The organism is Streptomyces hesseae, assembly GCF_031845785.1.
GTDB lineage: Bacteria > Actinomycetota > Actinomycetes > Streptomycetales > Streptomycetaceae > Streptomyces > Streptomyces hesseae.
The window spans coordinates 1-25,262 of record NZ_JAVRFI010000043.1 but is presented as its reverse complement, the minus strand read 5'-3'; the positions used below and the strand labels follow the sequence as shown (position 1 = coordinate 25,262).

General features: G+C 71.6%; 20 protein-coding genes. 7 read left to right on the top strand and 13 right to left on the bottom strand.

The features are described from left to right. The 12 genes from RM609_RS33755 to folC all read right to left on the bottom strand — a co-directional run. A partial coding sequence (locus RM609_RS33755; protein ID WP_311616433.1) for a hypothetical protein occupies positions 1–315 on the bottom strand: 315 nt, incomplete at its 3' end. 221 nt (positions 316–536) lie between these two features. Next, complete coding sequence (locus RM609_RS33750) at positions 537–1,316, bottom strand: TIGR03936 family radical SAM-associated protein (RefSeq protein ID WP_311616431.1); 780 nt, start codon at positions 1,314–1,316, stop codon at positions 537–539. 155 nt (positions 1,317–1,471) lie between these two features. Further along, on the bottom strand, positions 1,472–3,397 hold the full coding sequence (locus tag RM609_RS33745; protein WP_311616430.1) for a TIGR03960 family B12-binding radical SAM protein: 1,926 nt from the start codon (positions 3,395–3,397) through the stop codon (positions 1,472–1,474). Positions 3,398–3,484: 87 nt separating this feature from the next. Then, the gene (locus RM609_RS33740; RefSeq protein WP_311616428.1) at positions 3,485–5,047 is read right to left on the bottom strand and encodes a CYTH and CHAD domain-containing protein; all 1,563 of its coding nucleotides are present in this window, start codon (positions 5,045–5,047) and stop codon (positions 3,485–3,487) included. Positions 5,048–5,140: 93 nt separating this feature from the next. After that, the gene (gene rodA / locus RM609_RS33735; RefSeq protein ID WP_311616426.1) at positions 5,141–6,340 is read right to left on the bottom strand and encodes a rod shape-determining protein RodA; all 1,200 of its coding nucleotides are present in this window, start codon (positions 6,338–6,340) and stop codon (positions 5,141–5,143) included. After that, the gene (mrdA, locus tag RM609_RS33730) at positions 6,337–8,568 is read right to left on the bottom strand and encodes a penicillin-binding protein 2 (RefSeq protein ID WP_311616424.1); all 2,232 of its coding nucleotides are present in this window, start codon (positions 8,566–8,568) and stop codon (positions 6,337–6,339) included. Before mrdA ends, rodA begins: the two co-directional genes overlap by 4 nt. Next, complete coding sequence (gene mreD / locus RM609_RS33725) at positions 8,565–9,284, bottom strand: rod shape-determining protein MreD (protein WP_311616422.1); 720 nt, start codon at positions 9,282–9,284, stop codon at positions 8,565–8,567. The genes mrdA and mreD overlap by 4 nt, the downstream gene beginning before the upstream one ends. A 4-nt stretch (positions 9,285–9,288) precedes the next feature. Continuing rightward, the gene (gene mreC / locus RM609_RS33720; protein WP_311616420.1) at positions 9,289–10,221 is read right to left on the bottom strand and encodes a rod shape-determining protein MreC; all 933 of its coding nucleotides are present in this window, start codon (positions 10,219–10,221) and stop codon (positions 9,289–9,291) included. 177 nt (positions 10,222–10,398) lie between these two features. Further along, on the bottom strand, positions 10,399–11,418 hold the full coding sequence (locus RM609_RS33715) for a rod shape-determining protein (RefSeq protein WP_004950903.1): 1,020 nt from the start codon (positions 11,416–11,418) through the stop codon (positions 10,399–10,401). Positions 11,419–11,710: 292 nt separating this feature from the next. After that, complete coding sequence (ndk, locus tag RM609_RS33710; RefSeq protein WP_311616418.1) at positions 11,711–12,124, bottom strand: nucleoside-diphosphate kinase; 414 nt, start codon at positions 12,122–12,124, stop codon at positions 11,711–11,713. A gap of 129 nt (positions 12,125–12,253) precedes the next feature. After that, positions 12,254–12,607 carry a DUF4233 domain-containing protein gene (locus RM609_RS33705; RefSeq protein WP_311616416.1) on the bottom strand — a complete coding sequence of 118 codons (354 nt, stop codon included), beginning with the start codon at positions 12,605–12,607 and terminating at the stop codon, positions 12,254–12,256. A gap of 1 nt (position 12,608) precedes the next feature. After that, the gene (gene folC / locus RM609_RS33700) at positions 12,609–14,141 is read right to left on the bottom strand and encodes a bifunctional tetrahydrofolate synthase/dihydrofolate synthase (protein ID WP_438828602.1); all 1,533 of its coding nucleotides are present in this window, start codon (positions 14,139–14,141) and stop codon (positions 12,609–12,611) included. Positions 14,142–14,298: 157 nt separating this feature from the next. Between folC and RM609_RS33695 the strand changes: the two genes are divergently transcribed. From RM609_RS33695 to RM609_RS33675, 5 genes are all read left to right on the top strand, one after another. Further along, positions 14,299–15,477, top strand: a complete 1,179-nt coding sequence (locus RM609_RS33695; protein ID WP_311616415.1) for a sensor histidine kinase — start codon at positions 14,299–14,301, stop codon at positions 15,475–15,477. Continuing rightward, positions 15,474–16,157: a response regulator transcription factor gene (locus tag RM609_RS33690; protein WP_311616413.1), complete on the top strand. Its 684-nt coding sequence runs from the start codon at positions 15,474–15,476 to the stop codon at positions 16,155–16,157. The genes RM609_RS33695 and RM609_RS33690 overlap by 4 nt, the downstream gene beginning before the upstream one ends. Positions 16,158–16,299: 142 nt before the next feature. Further along, a complete protein-coding gene (wecB, locus tag RM609_RS33685) occupies positions 16,300–17,427 on the top strand; it encodes a non-hydrolyzing UDP-N-acetylglucosamine 2-epimerase (protein WP_311616411.1) in 1,128 nt (375 codons plus the stop codon). Between the two features lie 111 nt (positions 17,428–17,538). Further along, complete coding sequence (locus tag RM609_RS33680) at positions 17,539–18,903, top strand: XrtP-associated glycosyltransferase (protein WP_311616409.1); 1,365 nt, start codon at positions 17,539–17,541, stop codon at positions 18,901–18,903. A gap of 187 nt (positions 18,904–19,090) precedes the next feature. Then, positions 19,091–20,254, top strand: a complete 1,164-nt coding sequence (locus RM609_RS33675) for a hypothetical protein (protein ID WP_311616408.1) — start codon at positions 19,091–19,093, stop codon at positions 20,252–20,254. A gap of 78 nt (positions 20,255–20,332) precedes the next feature. Here RM609_RS33675 and RM609_RS33670 read toward each other — a convergent pair whose 3' ends face one another. After that, positions 20,333–22,969, bottom strand: a complete 2,637-nt coding sequence (locus tag RM609_RS33670) for a valine--tRNA ligase (RefSeq protein WP_311616406.1) — start codon at positions 22,967–22,969, stop codon at positions 20,333–20,335. 160 nt (positions 22,970–23,129) lie between these two features. On the opposite strand from RM609_RS33670, the gene RM609_RS33665 reads away from it, so the two are divergent. Together RM609_RS33665 and RM609_RS33660 are read left to right on the top strand one after the other, a co-directional pair. Further along, positions 23,130–24,113, top strand: coding sequence for a hypothetical protein (locus RM609_RS33665; protein WP_311616404.1), 984 nt, complete (start codon positions 23,130–23,132; stop codon positions 24,111–24,113). A gap of 128 nt (positions 24,114–24,241) precedes the next feature. Then, entirely contained in the window at positions 24,242–25,204 is a 963-nt protein-coding gene (locus RM609_RS33660) for a hypothetical protein (RefSeq protein WP_311616402.1), read from the top strand. Positions 25,205–25,262 lie beyond the last annotated feature (58 nt).

Here is a 25,262-nt window from a genome sequence, read left to right as displayed (position 1 = left end):
CGTCTCCTCGGCCGGGGCGGCCTCGGACGGCTCGGCCGTGGTGGGCTCAGCCGTGGTGGGCTCGGCGGCGGCCGTGGCGGCCGCGGTCTTGCGGGTGGCGCGGCGGCGCGGGCGTGCCGGGGTCTCCGGGGCCGTGGCCTCTCCGGCCTCGGCCGGAGCCTCGGACGCGCCGGAGGTCACCGGCGAACCCGCGGGGCGGGACGCCACTCGGCGACGGCGGCGCGGCGGCAGCGTGTCGCTGGGCGAATTGTCAGTGTTGTTGCCGGGAACGCTCTGCGCGCCCCCCGGCTCCGTGGGCTCAATGGATTCGAGCATGCGGGCGGTTCTCCCGTCACGCTCCCGGGCGTCGCGCCGGGTTCCGGCCACGGCATCGCGTGATGAGCGCGGTACCGCGGCCCGGGGCGCGATCGCCGCACGGGAGCTGTAGTCTCGCTCGCCGGTTCCGAGTGTCACGGCACCGGCGAAAGTCTCCTGGTCAGTGCACCTGCCGGACCGGGTGGCTCCCTGGTGGCGCGGCGGCGCGGCGACGGCCGTCCCTAACGGGGACCTTCCGGCACCTGCTGCGCGGCGCTGGGCCCGGCGGCCGTGGATGAGGCGGCCGGGGCGGCGTCGCGGTCGGGCGCGAGCGGGTCGGTCACCCTGCCGGACTCCTCATCGAGCAGCCCCTGCGCCAGCCTGGTCACCGCTGCGGGGACCGGCGGCGCCAGGTCGGCCACAGCGCGGAGACCGGACAGGACGTCGTCGGGTCGTACGGCAGGTGTCACGTGCCGAACAACCAGCCGCAGTATCGCACAGGCACCGTCGCCCGGCCTATCGGCCGGAGCGTCGAGGGCCTCGAGTCGGGACACCGCGCCACGTGCGTCGAAGGTCCGCAACCCGTTTTTGGTGCGGCGCTGGACGTCCACGGTCTCCGCGGCCAGGAAGGCCTCCACCGCGCGCCGGACGTCCGCGACCTCGACGCCGTCGAGGCGCAGCTCCCACACGGAGGCCTGGAGCCGGTCGGCGAAGGAGGAGGTGTGGGCCTCCACCGCGTCGACGATGTCGAGCCCGGCCGGCAGCGACTCGTCGAGGAGCGCCCGCAGGTGCGCGGGGTCACGGACCTCGGCGAGCTGGATCTCCAGGTACTCGGCCTCGCTGCCCGTGCCGGTGGGTGCGGCGTTGGCGTAGGAGACCTTGGGGTGCGGGGTGAAGCCCGCCGAGTACGCCATGGGCACCTCGGCGCGCCGCAGCGCCCGCTCGAAGGCGCGCTGGAAATCGCGGTGGCTGGTGAACCGAAGGCGGCCGCGCTTGGTGTAGCGCAGTCGGATGCGCTGCACTGCGGGTGCGGGCGGCGGTCCTTCGGGCTGTCGCTTGCCCAGTGTTCTTCAGTCCTTCATTGAGTGCGGTCGTGCTGCTGCCCAGCGTACGCGCGCGGGCCCGGCCGTACGGGGCGTGCGGGGCCTTCGCCCCGCGCCCCCTCACCGGCTCCGGGTCACTTGACCACGGACAGTGGCAGCAGCTTCTTGCCCGTCGGGCCGATCTGGATGTGGGTGTCCATCTGCGGGCAGACGCCGCAGTCGAAGCACGGGGTCCAGCGGCAGTCCTCGACCTCGGTCTCGTCGAGCGCGTCCTGCCAGTCCTCCCAGAGCCAGTCCTTGTCGAGACCGGAGTCCAGGTGGTCCCAGGGCAGGACCTCCTCGTAGGTGCGCTCGCGCGTGGTGTACCAGTCGACGTCGACGCCCTGCTCGGGCAGCGTCGCCTCGGCGCACTTCATCCAGCGGTCGTAGCTGAAGTGCTCGCGCCAGCCGTCGAAGCGGCCGCCGTCCTCGTAGACGGCGCGGATGACGGCGCCGAGGCGGCGGTCACCGCGGGAGAGCAGGCCCTCGACGATGCCGGGCTTGCCGTCGTGGTAGCGGAAGCCGATGGAGCGGCCGTACTTCTTGTCGCCGCGGATCTTGTCGCGCAGCTTCTCCAGGCGGGCGTCGGTCTCCTCGGCGGAGAGCTGCGGCGCCCACTGGAAGGGGGTGTGCGGCTTGGGCACGAAACCGCCGATGGAGACGGTGCAGCGGATGTCGTTGGAGTTCGACACCTCGCGGCCCTTGGCGATCACGCTCGTCGCCATGTCGGCGATCTGGAGCACGTCCTCGTCGGTCTCGGTGGGGAGGCCGCACATGAAGTACAGCTTCACCTGGCGCCAGCCGTTGCCGTAGGCGGTGGCGACGGTCCGGATGAGGTCCTCCTCCGAGACCATCTTGTTGATGACCTTGCGCATGCGCTCGGAGCCGCCCTCGGGGGCGAACGTCAGACCGGAACGGCGGCCGTTGCGGGTCAGCTCGTTCGCCAGGTCGACGTTGAACGCGTCGACGCGGGTCGAGGGCAGGGAGAGGCCGATCTTGTCCGCTTCGTAGCGGTCGGCCAGGCCCTTGGCGACCTCGCCGATCTCGGTGTGGTCGGCGGAGGACAGCGACAGCAGGCCGACCTCCTCGAAGCCGGTCGCCTTGAGGCCCTTCTCGACCATCTCGCCGATGCCGGTGATGCTGCGCTCGCGCACGGGGCGCGTGATCATGCCGGCCTGGCAGAAGCGGCAGCCGCGGGTGCAGCCGCGGAAGATCTCCACGGACATCCGCTCGTGCACGGTCTCGGCCAGCGGCACCAGCGGCTGCTTGGGGTACGGCCACTCGTCGAGGTCCATGACGGTGTGCTTGGACACCCGCCACGGCACGCCCGACTGGTTGGGCACGACACGGGCGATACGGCCGTCGGGCAGGTACTCGACGTCGTAGAAGCGCGGGACGTACACGCCGCCGGTCTTCGCGAGGCGCAGCAGCACCTCGTCGCGGCCGCCGGGACGGCCCTCGGCCTTCCAGGCGCGGATGATCTCGGTCATCTCCAGCACGGCCTGCTCGCCGTCGCCGATCACGGCGCAGTCGATGAAGTCCGCGACGGGCTCGGGGTTGAAGGCCGCGTGACCGCCGGCGAGGACGATCGGGTCGTCGATCGTGCGGTCCTTGGACTCCAGCGGGATCCCGGCGAGGTCCAGGGCGGTGAGCATGTTGGTGTAGCCGAGCTCGGTGGAGAAGCTGAGGCCGAAGACGTCGAACGCCTTGACCGGCCGGTGGCTGTCCACGGTGAACTGCGGCACGTCGTGCTCGCGCATCAGGGCCTCGAGGTCCGGCCAGACGCTGTAGGTGCGCTCGGCGAGGACGCCCTCACGCTCGTTGAGGACCTCATAGAGGATCATGACGCCCTGGTTGGGCAGCCCGACCTCGTAGGCGTCCGGGTACATGAGGCACCAGCGGACGTCGCACTCCTCCCAGGGCTTGACGGTGGAGTTCAGCTCGCCACCGACGTACTGGATGGGCTTCTGCACATGCGGGAGCAGGGCCTCGAGCTGCGGGAAGACCGATTCGGCAGTCATCTGGGCGAACCTTCGTGAGCGGGCACAGTGCGACTCTCTAGCGTAACGTGCCGCGCGGGGAGCCCCGTCCGCCGCGAACTTCGCAGGTCAGCGCAGGGAGGCGGCCGAGATTCGCTCCGCCACCCGCTCCCACAGTCCCGGCAGCTCCCGCTCGTCCTGCTCGGCGCGGCGCTCCTCGCGCCCGTAGAGCACTCCGAAGGTGAAGGTGGGCTCGCCCGCTCCCTCCGCCTCGGCGGCGATCGCGCGCAGGGTGCCCCGGGCCATGACGCTGTCCTGGTGGTCGCCCAGCAGGGTCTGGACGGACTTCATCTGCTGGGCGAACCGCTTGGCCTCCTTGCCCAGCGCCGGGGTCGCGGCCTCGGCGGCGTAGCGGGCGCGTTTGGCTGCCTTGCGGGCGTCGTGGAGGGCGGTGTCGCGGTCGTGGCCGGGGGCGGTGGCGAGGGCGTGCTCGACACGGCCGGCCAGCCGGCCGTAGTCGCGGAGCATCGCCTTGGCCAACACGGCGCCCGGTGGCCCTGCGGCGGCATCGCGCAGGGGCGGGTCGGCCAGGAGGGCGTCGAGGCGGTCGAGGAGGGTCAGATAGCGCGCGCTGTCGAGCACGGCGGTGAGCCGTCTCCGGGAGCCTCTGCGGCCGGCGGTGGACCAGGTGCGCAGCCGGGCGCGGACGGGGCCGCGGACGAGGGCGCGCGGGAGTTCGTCGAGGCGTTCGCGCAGCCGTTCGGCGAGGACCTCGCGGTCGCGGTCGACGCCCAGTTCGGCGGCGAGCCACTTCAGCTCCTGGGCGAGCGGGTCGGTGGCCCGGCGGTCGAGGACCTTGCCGTAGCTGCGGAAGGAGGAGCGCAGGCGGCGGGTGGCGACCCTCATCTGGTGGACGGCGTCCTCGGTGCCGAGGCGGGCGCCGGGGTCGAGGGCGGCGACGGCCTCGGCCTGCGCGCGGAGGAAGGCCAGGACGTGGTCGCCGGCGGGGGCCTTGGCGGGCGGGCCGGCGGCGGTGCGGCGCGGGGGCTCGCCCAGGCCGGTCTCGCGCAGCGCGCGGGCGAGTTTGCTGGGCGCCTTGGACGGTCTCAGGCCGGCCTTGCGGAGCAGGGGGTCGAGGGTGTCCAGCAGGGCGGGGTCGGTGCCCTCGGCGAGCTCGACCTCGATCTCGGTCCAGTGGGCGGAGGCCTTGGCGTCCGCCGCCGTCCCCTCCGTAAGGCGGGTGGCGGTGACCGTGTCGGTGCTCGCCTCGGCCAGGAGCATGCCGTCCGCGGCGAGCAGATGGCGGACCTCCCGGCGCGAGACGATCCGCATCAGGGGGGCCAGCGGGACGTCCCGGGTGCGGGAGCGGACCAGCGCCGTGAGAGCGCGCGGTATCGCGGAGACAGTCAGGGGCGCACGGATCTCGTCGCGCGCCCCCTGGGTGGCCGGTCCGGCGACCGGGAGCTTGAGGTGCCAGCCCTCGTCCGGGCCGCCCGTGCGCCGCCGCAGGGTGATGCCGGCCGCGGCGAGCCGGCGGTCGGCGGTGTCGTAGTAGACGGCGTCGAGCTCGCGCACGCCCTCGTCGGTGACGGTCGCTACCGGCGCGGCCCCGCTCAGGTCCGGGAGCCGGGCCGCGCCCGTATCCTTCCCGGCTTCGTACTTCCGCTCGATCTCTCTCACGGTGTCCGCCATGACGCCGAATCTAGTGCGCGAACGGCGCGGGCGGCAGTCCCCTGCCGCCCGGCCGTGCGGAAACCGGCCGCTCGTGCGGAGACCGGCCGCTGCTTATGCGGAAACCGGTCGCTGCGCCTTGATCGACTGGAGGAGTCCCACCGCTATCCAGGCGGCGAACATCGACGACCCTCCGTAGGAGACGAACGGCAGCGGCAGTCCGGTGACGGGCATGATGCCCAGGGTCATGCCGATGTTCTCGAAGCTCTGGAAGGCGAACCAGGCGATGATCCCGGCGGCCACGATGGTGCCGTAGAGCTCGGTGGACTCGCGGGCGATCCGGCAGGCCCGCCAGAGCACCACACCGAGCAGGAAGACGATCGTCCCCGCGCCCAGGAAGCCGAGCTCCTCACCGGCGACGGTGAAGATGAAGTCGGTCTGCTGTTCGGGAACGAACTGGCCCGTGGTCTGCGAGCCGTGGAAGAGGCCGGAACCGGACAGCCCGCCGGAGCCGATGGCGATCCGCGCCTGGTTGGTGTTGTAGCCGACGCCGGAGGGGTCGAGGGCGGGGTTGGCGAAGGCCGCGAAGCGGTTGATCTGGTACTCGTCGAGCACCCCGAGCTGCCAGATGAGGACGCAGCCGAGGACGCCGGTGCCCAGCAGGCCCGCGATCCAGCGGTTGGAGGCCCCGGAGGAGAGGAGCACGGCGAGCACGATCACCACGAGCACCATGACCGAGCCGAGGTCGGGCATCAGCAGGATGATCACGATCGGCAGCGCGGCCAGGCCGAGGGCCTGCATCACGGTCCGGTGGTCGGGATGGCGGCGGTCCCCCGCGTCGACCTTGCCCGCCAGCAGCATCGCCATCCCCAGCGTGATGGTGATCTTCGTGAACTCGGAGGGCTGGATGGAGAAGCCGCCGCCGAGCTGGATCCAGGAGCGCGCGCCGTTGATGGTCGCGCCCAGCGGGGTGAGTACGGCCAGGGTGAACAGGCAGGAGATGCCGTAGAGGATCGGGACGGCGCCGCGCAGCGCCCGGCTGCCGACCCAGACCGTGCCGATGGCGATGGCGAGGCCGATGCCGGTGTTGAGCAGGTTGCGCAGCAGGAAGTAGTACGGGTCGCCCTGGTTGAGCTCGGTGCGGTTGCGGGTGGCCGAGTAGACGAGCAGGGTGCCGATGCCGGACAGCGCGAGGGCCGCGAGCAGCATCACCCAGTCGAGGCGGCGCAGCACGGAGTCACGGGCGGTGAGACGGGACCAGGCGCCGCGTTCGGGGGTGAAGCGGCGGACCCGGTAGCCCTGGGCGGTGCTCATCGGTTCTGGTCCTCCCGCCGGGTCGCGGGCTCGGCCGGGGTCTCCGGCGGCGGGGACGGGAGCCCGGTGTCCACGGGGGACGCCGAGGGCGGGGGCGAAGCGCCGTCGGAGCTGGACGACGAGGGCGACGGCGCCGGCGTGGGGATGGGCTGCGCCTCGATGGTGCCGTCCTTCTCGATCCTGGGAAGTCCGCTCTCCGGGTGCGGCAGCAGCGCCTTCGAGTCGTCGACCTTGCCCTTCTCGTCGACGCCGTAGAGCGCGTTGTAGATGTTGCGCACGGCCGGGCCGGAGGCGCCGGAGCCGGTGCCGCCCTGGGCGATCGTCATGATGACCGTGTAGTCGGAGGTGTAGGTGGCGAACCAGGACGTGGTCTGCTTGCCGTAGACCTCGGCGGTGCCGGTCTTGGCGTGCATGGGGATCCGGTCCTGCGGCCAGCCCTGGAAGCGCCAGGCGGCGGTGCCCTTGGTGGCGACGCCGGCGAGGGCGCCGTCGATCTGGTCGCGCAGGGTGCGGTCGATGGGCAGCCGGCCGTGGGAGGCCGGCTTGATCTCCTGGATCCGCTTGCCGTCGGGGCTGATGACCGCCTTGCCGACGGTGGGGTTCCAGAGGGTGCCGCCATTGCTTATGGCCGCGTAGATGGTGGCCATCTGGATGGGGGTGACGAGGGTGTCGCCCTGGCCGATGGAGTAGTTGACGGAGTCACCGGCGCGCATCCGCATCCCGGACTCGCAGTTCTCCTTGGCGATCTTTCCGGCGTAGCTGTCGTCCTTGTCGCCCTGCTTGCACCAGACGTCCTTGTTGGCGTCCCAGTAGCGCTTCTTCCACTCGCGGTCGGGAACCCGGCCGCGGACCTCGTTGGGCAGGTCGATGCCGGTCTCCTTGCCGAGCCCGAACTGGTGGGCGGTCTTGTAGAACCAGTCCGCCGGGTGCTGGGGCTTGTTGCCGCCGTCCTTCTGCCACTGCCGGTAGGCCAGGTCGTAGAAGACGGTGTCGCAGGAGACCTCCAGTGCCTGGCCGAGGTCGATGGCGCCGTAGCCCTTGGACTCGTAGTTCTTGAAGACCTGGTTGCCGATGCTGTAGGCGCTGGAGCAGTTGTAGTGGTCGGTGAAGCCGTAGCCGGCCTTGACGGCGGCGGTGGTGCTGATGACCTTGAAGATGGAGCCGGGGGCCGCCTGGCCCTGGATGGCCCGGTTGAGCAGCGGGTAGTTGGAGTCCTCGCCGGTGAGGGCCTTGTAGTCCTTGCCGGAGATGCCGCCGACCCAGGCGTTGGGGTCGTAGGTGGGGTTGGAGGCCATGGCCACCACCCGGCCGGTCTTGGACTCCAGTACGACGACGGCGCCCGCGTCGGCCTTGTAGTTGACGCCGGTGTTGCGGTCGAGCTCCTTGCGGGCGTCCTTCATCGCCTGGTCCAGCTCCCGTTCCGCTATGGCCTGCACACGGGCGTCGATGCTGGTGACGATGTTGGCGCCGGGGACGGCCTTGTCGCTCTTGGCCTTGCCGATGACGCGGCCGAGGTTGTCGACCTCGTAGCGGGTGACGCCCGCCCTGCCGCGCAGCTCGGAGTCGTACTGCCGCTCCAGCCCGGAGCGGCCGACCTGGTCGGAACGGAGCAGCGGGGTGCGGGAGTCCTTGGCCTTGGTGATCTCGGCGTCGGTGACGGGCGAGAGATAGCCGAGGACCTGGGCGGTGTTGGAGCCGCCGGGGCCCGCGTAGCGGCGTACGGCCGTGGGCTCGGCGGTGACGCCGGGGAAGTCCTCCTGGCGCTCGCGGATCTGGAGCGCCTGCTGGGTGGTGGCCTCGTCGGTGATGGGGATGGGCTGGTAGGGCGAGCCGGCCCAGCAGGGCTTGGGGGTCTTGGAGTCGCACAGCCGGACCTTGGCGGAGACGTCCTCGGGCTTGAGGTTGAGGACGCCCGCGAGGCGGGTGAGGACGGTCTTGCCCTTGTCCTTCATCTTCATCAGGTCGGTGCGGTTCGCGGAGACGACGAGCCGGGTCTCGTTGTCGGCGAGCGGCACGCCCCGGGCGTCGAGGATGGAGCCCCGGATGGCGGGGGCGACGACCTGCTGGATGTGGTTGCTGGCGGCCTCGGCGGTGTACTGGTCGCCGTTGCGGATCTGGAGGTACCACAGGCGGCCGGCGAGGGTGAGCAGCAGCGAGAACACCAGGATCTGAATGACGATCAGCCGGATCGTGACCCGCGAGGTCCGTCCCTCGGAAAGCGTACTCACAGGCGCTTGACCCCCTTGAGCTTCGGCTGCCGGCGCCCGGCCCTCGGCAGCAGGCCGCCGTGCTGGACGCCGAGGCGCCCGCCCCGGCCGCGGCCACGGCCGCCCAGCCGGTTCCTGCGGCTCATCCGGCCGATGCGGAAGCTGCTCTTGGTCGTACGCCCGTACGCCCCGTCGCCGCCGCCCGCGACGGCCGTGCCGTCGCCGCTGAGCGGGTCGGAGACGGTACGGCGGGCCATGGCCATCACGAGCGGGACGACGAAGGGCGCGAGCAGCAGGTCGTAGCAGGCGGCGGTGGCCACCAGGCCGCTCAGGCCGACGTGGCGGGCGGCGGTGTCCCCGACGAGGGAGCCCACGCCCGCGTAGAGCAGCGTGGAGAGGACGGCCGCGCCGACGACGGCGAGCATGGGCACGGTGGCCGAGCGGACCCGGCCGCTGTCCGGCCGGGCGAGGCCGACCAGATAGCCGATGAGGCAGAGGACGAGGGCGTAGCGCCCGGTGGCGTGGTCGGCGGGCGGCGCGAGGTCGGCGAGGAGGCCCGCGCCGAAGCCGACGAGACAGCCCGTGGTGTGGCCGTAGACCAGGCCGAGGCCGACGACGACGAGGAGCATCAGGTCGGGCACCGCTCCGGGGAGGTGGAGCCGGGCCAGGACGCTCACCTGGACGACGAGGGCCACCACCACGAGCGCGGTCGAGAGCAGGATCCGGTTCAGGCGCATCGGTTCAGTCCTGGGGCTTGGCACTCGGGCTGGGGGTGACGGTGACGGTCATGGTGGGGGCGGGCTTGGGGGCCTCGGGCTTGGGCGGCAGCACGGTGTCGCGCGGGTCCTCGTGGGGCGCTTCGACGACGACGCCGACCAGGTCGAGCTTGCTGAAGCCGACGAAGGGGCGGACCAGGAGGGTACGGGTGAGGCCGCCGCCCGCGGGCTCGACATGGGTGACCTCGCCGACGGGGACGCCGGCGACGAAGGGCTTGTCCCGGCTGGAGCCGAAGGTGACGAGGCGGTCACCCTTGCGGACGGTGGCCTTGCCGTTGAGGAGTTCGACGCGCAGGGAGCTGTCGCCCTGGCCGTTGGCGAAGCCGATCTCGCCGGTCTTCTCCATGCGGGTGCCGACGGTGAACTTGGGGTCGCTGGCGAGCAGGACGGTGGCCGTGCCCGGGCCGACGGTGGTGACGCGGCCGACGAGCCCGTCGCCGTTGAGCACGGTCATATCGCGGCGGACGCCGTCGTTGGCGCCGATGTCGATGGTGACCGTCCAGGAGAAGCCCTGCGCGGCTCCTATGGCGATGACCTGGGCGCCCTTGATGCCGTACTGGCCGCGGCCGGCGGTCTTGAGCATGGCGTCCAGCTCGCGGAGCCGGCCGCGGTTGCGGTCGTCGCTGCCCAGGCGCTGCTTGAGGGCGGTGTTCTCGCGCTCCAGCTCGGCGATGCGGCTGCTGCGGTCCCCGGAGTCGCGGACGGCGGCGACGGCCTCGCCGACCGGGTCGACCGCGGCGGCGACGCCCTTCTCCACCGGTCCGAAGGCCGAGGCGGCCGCGTGGCGCACTCCGTCGAGCGGGGACTGCTCACCGCCGCGGATGTCGACCGTGATCAGCGCGAAGGCGATCGCGATCAGCAGGACCAGCAGCAGCCGGCTCTCTCGTGTGTCCCTCACGTGCGGCGGCGTGCCCTTCTCGTCGGACCGCCCGGCTGCGGGTCCGGACGGTCATCGGGAGCGTTCTGCCTGTATATCAGGTTGTTTGGGCGCTGCCGGTGCACCGGGGACGGGATATCGCCAAGGGCGGCGTCCCCGTGCCCACCGACCCGTCCACCGACCCGTCCACCGGTTCGTTCACCGGCGGGGCTGGGCGTCCAGGACCTGCTGGAGCGCCTCGAACTCCTCGACGCACTTGCCGGAGCCCAGGGCGACGGAGTCCAGCGGATCCTCGGCGATGTGGATGGGCATCCCGGTCTCGCGGCGCAGCCGCTCGTCCAGGCCGCGCAGCAGCGCCCCTCCGCCGGTGAGAACGATGCCGCGGTCCATGACGTCACCCGACAGTTCGGGCGGGCACTTGTCGAGGGTGGTCTTGACGGCGTCGACGATGGAGTTGACGGGCTCCTCGATGGCCTTGCGGACCTCGGCGGCCGAGATGACCACGGTCTTGGGCAGACCGCTGACCAGGTCACGGCCGCGGATCTCGGTGTGCTCGTCCTGCTCCAGGTCGTAGGCCGAACCGATGGTGATCTTGATTTGTTCGGCGGTGCGCTCACCGAGGAGGAGGCTGTACTCCTTCTTGATGTGCTGGATGATCGCGTTGTCCAGCTCGTCGCCGGCGACGCGGATGGACTGCGCGGTGACGATGCCGCCCAGCGAGATCACGGCGACCTCGGTGGTGCCGCCGCCGATGTCGACGACCATGTTGCCGGTGGCCTCGTGGACGGGCAGGCCGGAGCCGATGGCGGCGGCCATGGGCTCCTCGATGATGTGCACCTGACGGGCGCCGGCCTGGGTGGAGGCCTCGATGACGGCGCGGCGCTCGACGCCGGTGATTCCGGAGGGCACGCAGACCACGACACGCGGGCGGGCCATCCAGCGGCGCTTGTGGATTTTGAGGATGAAGTAGCGGAGCATCCGCTCCGTGATCTCGAAGTCGGCGATGACACCGTCCTTGAGAGGACGCACCGCGACGATGTTCCCCGGAGTTCGGCCGATCATCTTCTTGGCTTCGGCGCCGACCGCGAGGATGCCACCGGTGTTTGTATTGATCGCGACGACTGACGGCTCGTTGAGGACGATCCCGCGGCCTCTGACGTACACCAGCGTGTTGGCGGTCCCGAGGTCGACAGCCATGTCACGGCCGATGAACGACATGTTGTTCCCCATGAGGATACGTCTGGCCTTCCCAGTTTGGGCGAATGCTTACTCGAGGTCGGCAGGTGGTGCGCTGCGGGGCGCGGAAGCTTCATCGTAGTCTCGCCCACTCGAACGTGGCGCGAGGGTTCCTCCGCCATTGTCGGCGGAACACGAGCTGGCCCCAGTAATGGTGACGTCGTGTCGGAGTGAGAGGTTCCCCCGATCGACGCGCATATGCCAAGGGCGGCCGAAGGGATTAATCGACCGCCCTGATCAGAATGCCTGTTCGGCAGATCCCCTTGATCCGGTATCAGGCGAGACCGGGAAAGAAAATCTTGATTTCCCGCTCCGCGGACTCGGCGGAGTCCGAGGCGTGGATGAGGTTCTCGCGCGTGATGGTGCCGAAGTCACCACGGATGGAGCCGGGAGCGGCCGAGATCGGGTCGGTCGGGCCGGCCAGCGCGCGGATGCCCTCGATGACGCGCTCGCCCTCGACGACCAGCGCCACGACCGGGCCGGAGGACATGAAGCCCATCAGCGGCTCGTAGAAGTCGCGGCCCACGTGCTCGGCGTAGTGCTGCTCCAGGGTGGCGCGGTCCAGGGTGCGCAGCTCCAGCGCGCCGATCGTCCAGCCGGCCTTGCGCTCGATACGGCCGATGATCTCGCCGATCAGGCCGCGGCGGACCGCGTCGGGCTTGAGGAGGACGAGGGTGCGCTGGCTCATACTGCGGGCTCCTAGCGGGCAGGCGATCGGATGCGTGGGGCGAAGGCTACAGGCCCTCCCGGGCCCGCCGGTACTCGGCCCGGAAGGGCCGGGGCGGGCGCCGGGGCGGGCCCGGGCACGGCCCGGCGCTCAGGCGGCGCCCTCCGCCTCCGCCGTCAGCCGGGCGAAGCGGGCCTTCGCCTCGTCGACCTTGCGGCCGTAGTGGACCGAGGCCCACCACAGACCGGCGAAGACCACGCCGAGGATGAACATCATCGGGACGACCAGGCCGCTGGCGATCAGGCCCAGCTGGAGCGCCCAGCCCAGCTGGACGCCGCCGGGCCGGGTGATCATGCCGCACAGCAGCACGCTCAGCACCATGGCGGTGCCGCTGACGGCCCAGACCGTGCCCGTGGACAGGTCGGAGGTCTGCATGGCGACCAGGCCGGCGAAGCCGATGACGAAGAACTCGCCGATCAGGGTGCTGGCGCACAGCGTCCGCATGTCAGCGCCTCCCCAGCAGCAGCCGGGCCTCGCCCACGGTGATCACCGAACCGGTCACCAGGACACCCGCGCCGGAGTACTCGCTCTCCTCCTCGGCGAGGGTGATCGCGGCCTCCAGGGCGTCGTCCAGGCGCGGCTCGACCTGCACCCGCTCGGCGCCGAAGACCTCGACGGCCAGGCCGGCGAGCTCGTCGACGTCCATCGCGCGCGGGGTGGAGTTACGGGTGACGACGACCTCCGCGAAGATCGGCTCGAAGGCCTCCAGCAGACCGCGGACGTCCTTGTCGGCGCTGGTGCCGACGACGCCGATCAGCCGGCTGAAGCCGAAGGCCTCGGTGATGCCGTCGGCGGTGACACGGGCGCCCGCGGGGTTGTGCGCGGCGTCCAGCACCACCGTCGGGCTGCTGCGCACGACCTCCAGCCGGCCCGGCGAGGTGACCGAGGCGAAGGCGCGGCGGACCACGTCGATGTCGAGCGGACGGGCGTGCTGCGAGCCGATCCCGAAGAACGCCTCGACGGCCGCCAGGGCGACGGCGGCGTTGTGCGCCTGGTGGGCGCCGTACAGCGGGAGGAAGAGCTCCTCGTACTCGCCGCCCAGGCCGCGCAGGGTCAGCAGCTGGCCGCCGACGGCGACCTCCCGGGCGACCACGCCGAACTCCATGCCCTCGCGGGCGACCGTGGCGTCGACCTCGACGGAGTGCTTGAGCAGCACCTGCGCCGCGTCCACCGGCTGCTGGGCCAGCACGACGGTGGCGCCGGACTTGACGATGCCGGCCTTCTCCGTGGCGATGTCACCGGGCGTGGAGCCGAGCCGGTCGGTGTGGTCGAGCGAGATCGGGGTGACCACGGCGACGGTGCCGTCGACGACGTTCGTGGCGTCCCAGGTGCCGCCCATGCCGACCTCGACGACGGCCACGTCGACGGGGGCGTCGGCGAAGGCGGCGAAGGCCATGCTCGTGATGACCTCGAAGAAGGACATCCGGTGTTCCTCGCGCTCGTCGACCATCTCGACGTACGGCTTGATGTCCTGGTACGTCTCGATGAAGCGCTCGGCGGCGATGGGGGCGCCGTCCAGGCTGATCCGCTCGGTGACGGACTGGACGTGCGGGCTGGTGTAGCGGCCGGTGCGCAGGTCGAAGGCGCCCAGCAGGGCCTCGATCATGCGGGCGGTGCTGGTCTTGCCGTTGGTGCCGGTGATGTGGATCGCGGGGTAGGCGCGCTGCGGCTGCCCCAGGATGTCCATCAGGGCCTCCACGCGGACCAGCGACGGGTCCAGCTTGGTCTCGCCCCAGCGGCCCGCGAGCTCCGTCTCCACCTCGCGCAGGGCCCGGTCCACCTCCGGGTCCTCCGGGCGCGCCGGCACGGCGTCGCCCTGCGGGGGTCCCGACTGGGTGCGCAGGGTGCGGCTGCCCGCCTCGATCACGGCGAGGTCGGGGTCTCTGTCGGTCTCGGCATCGACGATCTCCTCGAACCGGTCGGCGGCACCGGACGCACCGGTTTCGCCGGGTTCGAGATCGCCGTTCTCGTCATTCAGGGGGCGCTCGCTCACGCGGCCCAGTCTACGGACCGGGGGCGCGCGAAGGGCCGGGGCGTCGCCACCTGCGCCCGGTCCGCAGCGGAAGCGGGCGCATCCGCTTTGTCATACGGTTCTTCCGGAAGATCCGTTAAGCGAGGTTCCGGCGGTGAGAGCCATGGCGTCCTCGGTGGACCGGGACCGCCTCCAGGCGGTCCTGGAGGCCCTGCCGTCCGGCGCGCTCCTCCAGAGCCAGGCCGACGAGGTGCTCGCCGTCAACCGCAGGTTCGTCGCCATGTTCGACCTCGACGGAAGGGCCGACCTCTCCCCCGGCGCCCCCATGCGGTCGCTCGTCCCGCTCGTCCGGGCGTTCTACACCAGCGACGTCTCCATGCCCCACGCCCTGGACGAGATCCTGGCCCGCCGCCACGTCCACCGCGCCGCCGAGATCCCGCTGACCGACGGACGGACCATCCGCCGCCAGGTCGAGCCGCTGCGCAGGAACAGCACATACCTGGGCGCCCTGTGGACGTTCACGGACATCAGCGACGCCAAACGGCGCGAACACGACCTGAAGCGCGACAACGCCGCGCTGACCGAGCTGGCCCGCCAGCGCAACGCCTTCACCGCCGCCGCCTCCCACGAGCTGCGCACCCCGCTCACCTCCATCAGCAGCTTCGGCGAGCTCCTGGCCGACCCCGCCTTCGGCACCCTCAGCAGCGAGCAGGCCTCGTTCCTCGACGCCATCCGGCGCAACGCCGGGCGGATGCAGCGGGTGATCTCCGACCTGCTGCTGACGACCCGGATGCGGGCGGTCGGGCCGGAGCTGGAGTTCGCCCCCGTCGACGTGCCCGGCATGCTCGCGGAGGCCCTGCTGGACCACATGGGAGAGCTGGAGGCGGCGGGCGTCTTCGCCGTACTGGACTGCGAGAGCGGCCCCGCCCTGCGCGGCGACCGCCACCGGCTCCGGCACGTGATCGGCAATCTGCTGGAGAACGCCGCGAAATTCACCCCCGCCGGGGGCCGGGTCGGCATCACGGCCGCCCCCAGGGGCGTCCACTGGGACATCGAGGTCGCCGACACCGGCATCGGCATCCCCGAGAAGTACCGCCACGAGATCTTCACCGGGTTCGTCCGGGCCCCCAACGCCCGCTCCGGCGGCTACCCGGGCACCGGCCTCGGCCTCGCCATCTGCCGCACGGTCGTCGAACGGCACGGCGGCACGATCGCCGTGGGCGGGCACGAGGGCGAGGGCGCGGTCTTCCGCATCCGGCTGCCGATCGCGGGCCCGCCGGCGGACGCTCCGGAGGCTCCGGACGCTCTGGACGCTCCGGACGCCGCCCGGGGGATGTCATGACCCACGTCCTGGTCGTCGAGGACGACCCCGACCTCGCCCTCGCCCTGCGCGTCCTGCTCACCCGCAACGGCTACGAGGTCGTCGCCGCCGACGACGGCCGCGAGGCGCTGCGGCTGCTGTTCGCCGAGCGTCCCGCGCTGATGATCCTCGATATCGGCCTGCCCGGCCTCGACGGCTGGGAGGTGCTGGAGCGCACCCGGGACATGAGCGACCTGCCCGTGCTCCTGCTCACCGCGCGGGGCGCTGAGAGCGACCGCGTGCGCGGCCTGCGCGCCGGCGCGGACGACTACCTCCCCAAGCCCTTCGGCAACGACGAGCTCCTCGCCCGTGTCGAGGCGCTGCTGCGCCGCAGCGCGCCCACCCGCTGGGCCGGCGACTCCTTCGGCGACGACGGGCTGCGCCTGGTGCCCGAGCGCCGCTCGGCGGTGTGGCAGGGCCACGAGACCCGGCTCAGCGACATCGAGTACCGCCTGCTCCAAGTCCTCGTCCGCAACCGGGGCCGGGTGATCACCACCGATCAGCTTCTCGACCGCGTGTGGGACGACCCGGAGGGCACCGGCCGGGAGCGCGTGAAGTTCGCGGTGCTGCGGCTGCGGCGCAAGCTCCGCCAGGCGGCGGGCGACGAGGCGGCGGACCCCCTGGAGGCGGTCCGGGGGCTGGGCTACCGCTACCGGGCGTAAAGGGCTGATCTCAGCCCGCTCCGGGACCAAGGTCCCGAAATCCGTTCGCTACCGTCCCGCAACCAAACCCCATCCAACCCGGCAACCAACACAACCCACTCTCTGGAACTGTCAACGCCCCCGACAGCCCCAGGAGCCCCGCATGTCCCTGCCTCCCCGCAGCATCGCGATCGTTCTCGGTACGCGCCCCGAGCTGGTCAAGCTCACCGACCTTGTGCGCCTCCTGGGACCTGCCGCTCACCTGGTGCACACCGGTCAGCACTACGACGAGGAGCTGTCCGGCCGCTTCCTGACCGAGCTGGGCCTGCCCGAGCCGACCTTCCTCACCGGTGTCGGCGGGCAGCCGCGCGCCGTGCAGATATCCGCCGCCCTCGCCCAGCTCGACGCGCTGTTCACCGCCGAGCCGCCGCTGGCCGTCGTCGTCCAGGGCGACACCAACGCCGCCCTGGCCGGCGCGCTGGCCGCCAACGCCCGCGACATCCCGCTGCTGCACGTCGAGGCCGGTCTGCGCAGCCACGACCGCAACATGCCCGAGGAGCACAACCGGGTCCTCATCGACAGCATCGCCGACGTGCTCTGCGCCGCCACCGAGGACAACCGCGCCAACCTCCTCGCCGAGGGCGTCGACGGCTCCCGGATCGCCCTCACCGGCAACACCGTCGTCGAGGCCGTCCGCAACCAGCTCCCCGGCGCGACCGAGCGCGCGGCGCTGCTGGACCGGCACGCGCTGACCGCCGACGGCTACGTCCTGGCGACCGTGCACCGGCCCGAGAACACCGACTCGGCCGAGGCGCTGCGGGCGATCCTGACCGAGCTGGCCGCCCTCGCGACGCCGGGCCGCCCGGTCGTCCTGCCGCTGCACCCGCGTACCCGCGCCCGTATCGAGGCCGCCGGCCTCGTGGACCTGCTGGCCCCGCTGACGGTGACGGCACCGCTCGGCTACTCCGAGTTCCTGGCCCTCGCCCGGCACTCCGCCCTGCTGGTCTCCGACTCCGGCGGCATCCAGGAGGAGTGCACGGTCCTCGGCCGCCCGCTGGTCGTCGTCCGCCGCTCCACGGAGCGCCCGGAGGCCATGGCGGACTTCGCGGACCTGGTCGAGCCGGGCCGCGCCATCGGCGAGGCGGCGCGCCGCCGCCTCTCCTCCGGAGCGGAGGAACTGGACCGCCTCGCCGCCCTGCCGAGCCCGTTCGGGGACGGGCTGGCGTCGGACCGCATCGTGGCGCTGCTGGCCGCCGTGGCGGCCCCCGCGGAACTGGCCGCCGCCGCGTAGGCCCCGAGCGGGGCTCCGCCCCCTCGCACCCCCGTACCGCGCTTCGCGCGGTGTCCTCGAACGCCGGACGGGCCGAAAAAGCCCACCTCACGCCCGGAGTAATACCCCCGCATGTTCTCCAGCCCCTTCCTCCTCGCCTTCCCCTTCTTCCTCCTCGCCTGCTTCCTGCTCTACTGGGCCGGCGCCCGCCACGCGTACACCCGCCGCCCCGCCGTCGAGAACGGCACCCCCGACGCCTTCGACTGGCACTTCTTCGTCCCCTGCCGTGACGAGGAGGCCGTCGTCGGCACCACCGTCACACGACTGCGCGCCGACCACCCGGGCGCGCACGTCTGGGTCATCGACGACGACAGCGAGGACCGCACCGGCGCCATCGTCGCCGCCCTCGCCGACGAGGACCGCCGCGTCCACCTCGTCAGCCGCCGGCGTCCCGACGCCCGTCAGGGCAAGGGCTCGGCGCTCAACGCCGCGTACGACGAGCTGAACCAGTTCCTGTCCAAGGACACCGACCGCGAGCGCGTCGTCGTGTGCGTCATCGACGCCGACGGCCAGCTCGACCCGCACGCCCTCGCCCGCGTCAGCGGCCCCCAGGGCTTCGGCGACCCCGAGACCGGCGGCGTCCAGGTCAGCGTCCGGATGCGCAACACCGACGACCCGCGCCCGCTGCCCGACCGCGGCCGGTTCGCCAACGCCTTCGCCCGGCTGCTGGTGCGCATGCAGGACATGGAGTTCTCCGTCTCCAACGCCGGCATGCAGCTGCTGCGTGGCCGCACCGGCTCCGTCGGCCTGGGCGGCAACGGCCAGTTCACCCGCCTCGCCTCCCTGGACCGCATCGCCGCCGCCGAGCGCCGCCCCTGGCAGCGCGGCGCGCTGCTGGAGGACTACGAGCTGGGCCTGCACATGATCCTCAACGGTGACCGGATATCCCACATAGCCGACACCTGGGTCTCCCAGGAGGGTCTCCCGCACGGCCGCCGGTTCCTCACCCAGCGCACCCGCTGGGCCCAGGGCAACCTCCAGTGCGTCCGCTACGCGCCCCGCATCGTCTCCTCCCGCCACTACGGCGGCAAGGGCGTCCTGGAGACGCTCTACACCTTCCTCCAGCCGGTCGCCCACCTGGTCACCCTCGCGCTGTGCGCGGTCATGTTCACCCTCCTGGGTCTCACCGCCGCCGAGGACGGCGTGGGCGAGGCGTTCGGCGGCATGCTGGCCCTGTGGCCGCTGATCATCGCCCTGGCCGTGGTGTCCGTGACGCCGTTCGTCCTGTGGGGCCCGGTCTACCGCCGGGACCGCGCCGGCGACCGCTCGCTGCTGACCGCCCTCCTGTGGGGCCTGGCACTGTGGCTGTACGCCTACCATCTCTTCCCGGCGTCCGCCCGCGGTTTCATCCGGATGCTGCGCGGACGCAACGGCTGGGCGAAGACCCGCCGCAACGCCGAAGCCACGACCTCCGGCCCGGTGGCCATCGAGGCCTGACCCAAAACCCACCAGGGCCATGAGTTCGGTCACAGAATTGACCGACGAGGCAACCTTCCGTACCGTTCCGCCATCTGACCGCCGGTGATATTTATGCCCGGAACGGTTCCGGGTGGCGGAACGGAGCGTTGTGCGCACACCACAACTCAGCAACAGATCACACCTGCTGCTGCTCACAGGGTGGGCAGTGCTCTGGTTCATCGTCGTGGAGCCCAGCGGCGGCTTCTCCTGGCACTACCTGCGCACCGGCGGTGAGCTGATCTACGACGGGGGCACCTCCGGCGACGGCGGCCTCAACCTCTACGCCCGCCACCCCGAGCTTCAGATGGGCCCCGTCAGCTTCCTGGTGGCCGGCCTCTTCAACCCCTTCCCGGCCGTGGTCGGCCAGGTGCTGGCCGAGGCCCTGATGTCCCTGCTGGGCCTGGTGATCCTGGTCCTGGCCGGCCGCAGCGCCGCCCGGCACCTCCTGGGCACCGGCACCAACCACCAGCGGCTGCGGCAGCGGGTCCTCATCGCGGGCCTGGCCTTCATCCCCATGTGGATAGAGGTCTCGGTCCGTTTCGCGCATCTGGACGACGTCCTCGCGCTCTTCTTCACCGCGCTCGCGGTGTACTACCTGACGCGCTGCAACGCGGCCGCGACCGGTATCTGCATGGCCCTGGCCCTGGACTCCAAGCCGACCGCGCTGGCCTTCCTGCCGCTGCTGCTGGCGCTGCCCAAGGAGCGGTGGATGCGCGCGGGGCTGTGGTGCGTGGGCCTGGTGGCCGTCGCCTGGCTGCCGTTCTTCCTCGTCGACCCCCACTCCTTCGCCGCCGCGAAGTTCACCATCCCCAACAGCCCGGCCTCCGCGCTGCGCTGGCTGGGCGGCAACACACCCGAGACCCCGAACTGGGCCCGCCCCGCCCAGGCCGCGCTCGGCCTCGCCCTGGGGGCGATCGCCGTCTGGCGCGGCCGCTGGGCGGCCGTCATCCTGCTGGGCGCCAACGCCCGGATCGTCCTCGACCCCAGCGTCTACACCTACTACACGGCCTCCGTGCTGCTCGGCACCCTGCTGTGGGACGTCTGCGGCCAGCGGCGGCTGGTGCCGTGGTGGAGCTGGATCGCGCTGTTCGTGCTCTACGGCAGCGTGTTCGTGGTGCCCGACGAGTCGGCCAAGGGCCTGATCCGGCTGGGCTTCGTGGTGGTGTCCACGGCGTATGTGCTCTTCGCCCCCGTACGGGACCGCCGGGACCGCAATCAGCACAGACTCCTCGACCGGGTGGAGGAGGAGCCGGTGGAGGGGCCGTGGGGTCCCATGTGGGACCCGGGCCGGACGAGGCCGTGGGAGGCAAGGCCGATCACCGAGCGCTGACCTCCTGGAGAACGACCGCGGCCGGGCCGCCCCCGTATGGGGGCGACCCGGCCGCTTCGTTGTGCGGGGCCGGTCGGCTCAGGCGGCCGGCAGCGCCGCGAGCTGGGCGCTGATCCGCTCGATGTCGGCCTCGGCCTTCACCATGCGCGTACGGATCTTCTCCACGGCCACCTCGGCGGCCTTGGCGAGGAACGCCTCGTTGCCGAGCTTGGCCGTGCACTGGGCCTTGTCCTTCTCGGCCGCGGCCAGCGCCTTGGCCAGACGCTTGCGCTCGGCCTCGACATCGATCGTGCCGGACAGGTCGAGGGCGACCGTGGCACCGGCGACCGGGAGGGTCGCGGTGGCGTGGAAGCCTTCCTCGGCCGGCTGGAGGCGCAGCAGCTGACGGATCGCGCCCTCGTGGGCGGCGAGCGTCGTGCCCGACAGGTCGAGCTTCGCCGGGACGCGCTGGCCGGGCTGGAGGCCCTGGTCGGCGCGGAAGCGGCGGACCTCGGTGATCACCTGCTGGAGGTTCTCGATCTCGGACTCGGCGGCGGCGTCACGGAAGCCGCTGTCCTTCGGCCAGTCGGCGACGACGACGGACTCCTTGCCCGTCAGCGTGGTCCACAGCGTCTCGGTCACGAACGGCATGACCGGGTGCAGCAGCTTCAGCGTCTTGTCCAGGACCTCGCCGAGGACGCGCGCGGAGGCCTTGGCCGCCTCGCCGCCGCCCATGAAGGTGGTCTTGGACAGCTCGACGTACCAGTCGAAGACCTCGTCCCACGCGAAGTGGTAGAGGGTGTCCGCGAGCTTGGCGAACTGGAAGTCGTCGTAGAACGCGTCGACTTCGGCGATCGTGGCGTTGAGCCGGGAGAGGATCCAGCGGTCGGTGGCCGACAGTTCCTCGGCCGGCGGCAGCTCGCCCTCGACCGTGGCGCCGTTCATCAGGGCGAAACGGGTGGCGTTCCAGATCTTGTTGGCGAAGTTGCGGGACGCCTGGACCCAGTCCTCGCCGATCGGGACGTCGGTGCCCGGGTTCGCGCCCTTGGCCAGGGTGAAGCGGACGGCGTCGGAGCCGTAGGCGTCCATCCAGTCCAGCGGGTCGACGACATTGCCGAAGGACTTCGACATCTTCTTGCCGCGCTCGTCGCGCACCAGGCCGGTGAGGGCGATGGTGTGGAAGGGCGCGACGCCGTCCATCGCGTACAGGCCGAACATCATCATCCGGGCGACCCAGAAGAAGATGATGTCGTGGCCGGTGAGCAGGACGTCGGTGGCGTAGAACTTCTCCAGGTCCGGGGTCTTCTCCGGCCAGCCCAGCGTGGAGAACGGCCACAGGCCGGAGGAGAACCAGGTGTCGAGGACGTCGGTGTCCTGGCGCCAGCCCTCGCCCGTCGGCGGCTGCTCGTCCGGGCCGACGCAGACGATCTCGCCGTCCGGGCCGTACCACACGGGGATGCGGTGACCCCACCACAGCTGGCGCGAGATGCACCAGTCGTGCATGTTGTCGACCCAGTCGAAGTAGCGCTTCGACATGTCCTCCGGGTGGATCTTCACCCGGCCGTCGCGGACGGCGTCACCGGCGGCCTGCGCCAGCGGGCCGACCTTGACCCACCACTGCATCGACAGACGCGGCTCGACCGTCGTCTTGCAGCGCGAGCAGTGGCCGACGGCGTGGACGTACGGGCGCTTCTCCGCGACGATCCGGCCCTGCTCGCGCAGGGCGCCGACGATCGCGGAACGGGCCTCGAAGCGGTCCAGGCCGAGGAAGGGGCCGTGGACGGTGATGACGCCGCGCTCGTCCATGACGGTCAGCGACGGCAGGTTGTGGCGCTGGCCGATCGCGAAGTCGTTGGGGTCGTGGGCCGGGGTCACCTTGACGGCGCCGGTGCCGAACTCGGGGTCGACGTGGGTGTCGGGGACGACCGGGATCGTGCGGTCCGTCAGCGGCAGCTTGATCTGCTTGCCGATGAGGTGGGCGTAGCGCTCGTCGTCCGGGTGGACGGCCACGGCGGTGTCGCCCAGCATCGTCTCGGCGCGGGTGGTGGCCACGACGAGCGTGTCCTCGCCCTCGCCGTACTGGATGGAGACGAGCTCGCCGTCGTCGTCCTGGTACTCCACCTCGATGTCGGAGATGGCCGTGAGGCAGCGCGGGCACCAGTTGATGATGCGCTCGGCGCGGTAGATCAGCTCGTCGTCGTAGAGCTTCTTGAAGATCGTCTGGACGGCGCGGGACAGGCCCTCGTCCATGGTGAAGCGCTCACGGCTCCAGTCGACGCCGTCGCCGAGGCGGCGCATCTGGCCGAGGATCTTGCCGCCGTACTCCTCCTTCCACTGCCACACGCGCTCGACGAACGCCTCGCGACCCAGGTCGTGGCGGGACAGGCCCTCCTCGGCGAGCTGCTGCTCGACCTTGTTCTGGGTGGCGATGCCGGCGTGGTCCATGCCGGGCAGCCACAGCGCCTCGAAGCCCTGCATGCGCTTGCGGCGGGTGAGGGCGTCCATGAGGGTGTGCTGGAAGGCGTGGCCCAGGTGGAGCGAGCCGGTGACGTTCGGCGGGGGGATGACGATGGTGTAGGGCGGCTTCTCGCTGCCGGCGTCGGCCGTGAAGTAACCGCGCTCTACCCAGCGCTCGTACAGCGGCCCCTCTACCTCGGCCGGCGCGTACTGGGTCGGCAGTTCGGGGGCGCTGTCGTTCGGCCCGCGGTCGGGGCTCTGCTGAGTGTTCTCGGTCACGGACCGAATTCTACGGGGAGGGGCCGACAGCTCACGAACCCGTTTCCGTCTCGCGGGGACTCCCGTCGGCCGCCCCGCCGCAAGGCTCGAATAAGCGATCGACAAAGATGACGTGCACCTGACCCAGGCCCCCCGCCCGCGAGAGAGCCGAGAGCCACCGATGAGCCACCCCCAGCCGGGCCCGTACGGCCAGCAGCCGCAGCCCAATCCATACGGCCAGCCCGGCTACGGCTATCCGCAGCAGCCCGCGCAGGCACCGGCGGCGGGCCCGTACGGAGAGCCCTACGGACAGCCGTATGGGCAGCCGTATGGGCAGCCGTACGGCCAGTACGGACAGCCGGGGCCGTACGGACAGCAGCCCGGCATGCCGATGCCGTACCCGCCGCCGCTCCCGCCGCACAACGGCGGCAACAAGGGCAAGGCCATCGGCATCGCGCTGGGCGCGGTCATCCTGGTGGGCGCGATCGTCGTGGGCGGCTTCGTCCTCATGTCGGGCGGCCACCGCGGGCGCGGTGACGACACCGGGGCCGGCGGGGGCGCCAAGGGCGGCGGCCCGGCCGCGCAGGCGGGCCCGCGCCACAAGCTGGTCACCCCCGACACCATCCTCTCCGGCGAGTACCGGAAGGAGACCGGCGCGGACCTGCCGGTGCTGGGCGCGAACGAGAAGGCCGACCTCCGTCACATGGGCGTCGCCGACCCGGAGACCCTCTCGGGCGCGTATGAGACGGGAAGCCCGGGGCCGACGCAGAAGAAGGTCCGCTTCACCGGCGCCTGGGGCCGCATCAAGAGCCCGGAGCGCGTCGTGGACGGCATGTTCGCGTCGCTGGGCGCCGCGCTCAAGAAGGACGACGGCGACGGCGAGGGCCGCATGGAGCTCGAGGGCACCGCCCAGCGCGTCTCCCCCTCCGGGCTGGACGACGGCGCGGTGATGAAGTGCCAGCACACCCACCTGGTGGGCACCACCGCCCCGGGCGGCAAGCCGATCACGATGCAGATGTGCGTATGGGCCGACCACAGCACGACGGAGGCGGTGTTCAGCCTGGACACGGCGGCGGTGCTGGCGGGCACGAAGGTCCCGCTGGAGGACGCGGCGGAGCTGACGTCGAAGGTACGCAGGGACACCCGCGCGCCCCTCTCCCAGTAGTCCCGGTAGCACACAGGGGAGTTGTTCCGAAACCGTTGCGGGCCCGAGGTAAAGCCGGAATAAGCCATCGGGAAGGATGGCGCAGGACTATCGCGATCACGTGAGAGAACTGCGTCGAAGAGGAAACGATGAGCTACCCCCAGCCGGGCCCGTACGGCCAGCAGCCGCCGCCCAACCCGTACGGCCAGGGCGGCGCACCCGGCCAGCCCGGCTACGGCTACCCCCAGCAGCCCCCCGCCCCCTACGGCGCCCCGCCGCCCCCGCCCCCGCCGCCGGGCACGCCCTACGGCGCCCCGCCCCAGCCGCAGGGCTGGGGCCAGCCCCCGGCCCCCCAGCCCCAGGGCTGGGGCCAGCAGCCGGGCATGCCGGGCGGCTACCCGCCCCCGGCCCAGCCGAGCGGCGGCGGCGCGGGCAAGGCGATCGGCATCACGGTGGGCGTACTGGTCGTGGTGGGCGCGATCGTGGGCGGCGTGCTCCTCATGGGCGGGGGCAGCAGTGGTGGCGGCGACGTGAAGCCGTACACGATGGAGATGCCGGCGTCGCTGCTGGACGGAAAGTTCATCAAGGCACCGATGCCGGCGGGCGCCCAGCAGAATCAGCCGCAAAGCCTCGCCAACAACGAACAGGCCAAGGCGGCCGGCATCGAGAACGGCACGTCGGTGAGCGAGCGGTACACCAACGCCGAGAAGCAGGGCCTCTCCGTCAACGGCACCTACGGCACCATCAGCGACCCGAAGAAGACCATCGACACGCTGCTCCCCCTCATCGACGAGCAGCAGAAGAAGCTTCTCGGGTCCATGCAGATCGACAACGGCCCGTGGACTGACTTCTCGCCGAACGGCTTCGACGGCGCGGTGATGAAGTGCCGGACGCAGAAGATCACCACGTCCATGGGTCAGTTCTCGACCGAGATCGAGAGCAACAGCTGCGTCTGGGGCGACACCAGCGCGGTGGGCTCCGTCACGCACCAGCTCACGAAAAGCAACAACCCCTACGGCGCCGCCAGCGCGTCCAGCGGCAGCGTCATGTCCATCCAGGAGCTCTCCGACGCGACCGCGAAAATCCGCAACCAGGTCCGCAAGGAGAAGTAACCCCACCAGCGGAATCAACACGGCCGCTGTGAGTGCCCCAAAGTGGGCCCTCACAGCG

Bases quoted from the DNA above. Each gene is read 5' to 3' on its own strand.
- RM609_RS33715 (WP_004950903.1), bottom strand. From the start codon at position 11,418: ATGTCGTTCATCGGCCGTGACATGGCTGTCGACCTCGGGACCGCCAAC.
- RM609_RS33695 (WP_311616415.1), top strand. From the start codon at position 14,299: ATGGCGTCCTCGGTGGACCGGGACCGCCTCCAGGCGGTCCTGGAGGCC.
- RM609_RS33740 (WP_311616428.1), bottom strand. From the start codon at position 5,047: ATGGCGGACACCGTGAGAGAGATCGAGCGGAAGTACGAAGCCGGGAAG.
- ndk (WP_311616418.1), bottom strand. From the start codon at position 12,124: ATGAGCCAGCGCACCCTCGTCCTCCTCAAGCCCGACGCGGTCCGCCGC.
- wecB (WP_311616411.1), top strand. From the start codon at position 16,300: ATGTCCCTGCCTCCCCGCAGCATCGCGATCGTTCTCGGTACGCGCCCC.
- RM609_RS33690 (WP_311616413.1), top strand. From the start codon at position 15,474: ATGACCCACGTCCTGGTCGTCGAGGACGACCCCGACCTCGCCCTCGCC.
- rodA (WP_311616426.1), bottom strand. From the start codon at position 6,340: ATGAGCACCGCCCAGGGCTACCGGGTCCGCCGCTTCACCCCCGAACGC.
- RM609_RS33680 (WP_311616409.1), top strand. From the start codon at position 17,539: ATGTTCTCCAGCCCCTTCCTCCTCGCCTTCCCCTTCTTCCTCCTCGCC.
- RM609_RS33745 (WP_311616430.1), bottom strand. From the start codon at position 3,397: ATGACTGCCGAATCGGTCTTCCCGCAGCTCGAGGCCCTGCTCCCGCAT.
- RM609_RS33665 (WP_311616404.1), top strand. From the start codon at position 23,130: ATGAGCCACCCCCAGCCGGGCCCGTACGGCCAGCAGCCGCAGCCCAAT.
- mreD (WP_311616422.1), bottom strand. From the start codon at position 9,284: ATGCGCCTGAACCGGATCCTGCTCTCGACCGCGCTCGTGGTGGTGGCC.
- RM609_RS33660 (WP_311616402.1), top strand. From the start codon at position 24,242: ATGAGCTACCCCCAGCCGGGCCCGTACGGCCAGCAGCCGCCGCCCAAC.
- RM609_RS33705 (WP_311616416.1), bottom strand. From the start codon at position 12,607: ATGCGGACGCTGTGCGCCAGCACCCTGATCGGCGAGTTCTTCGTCATC.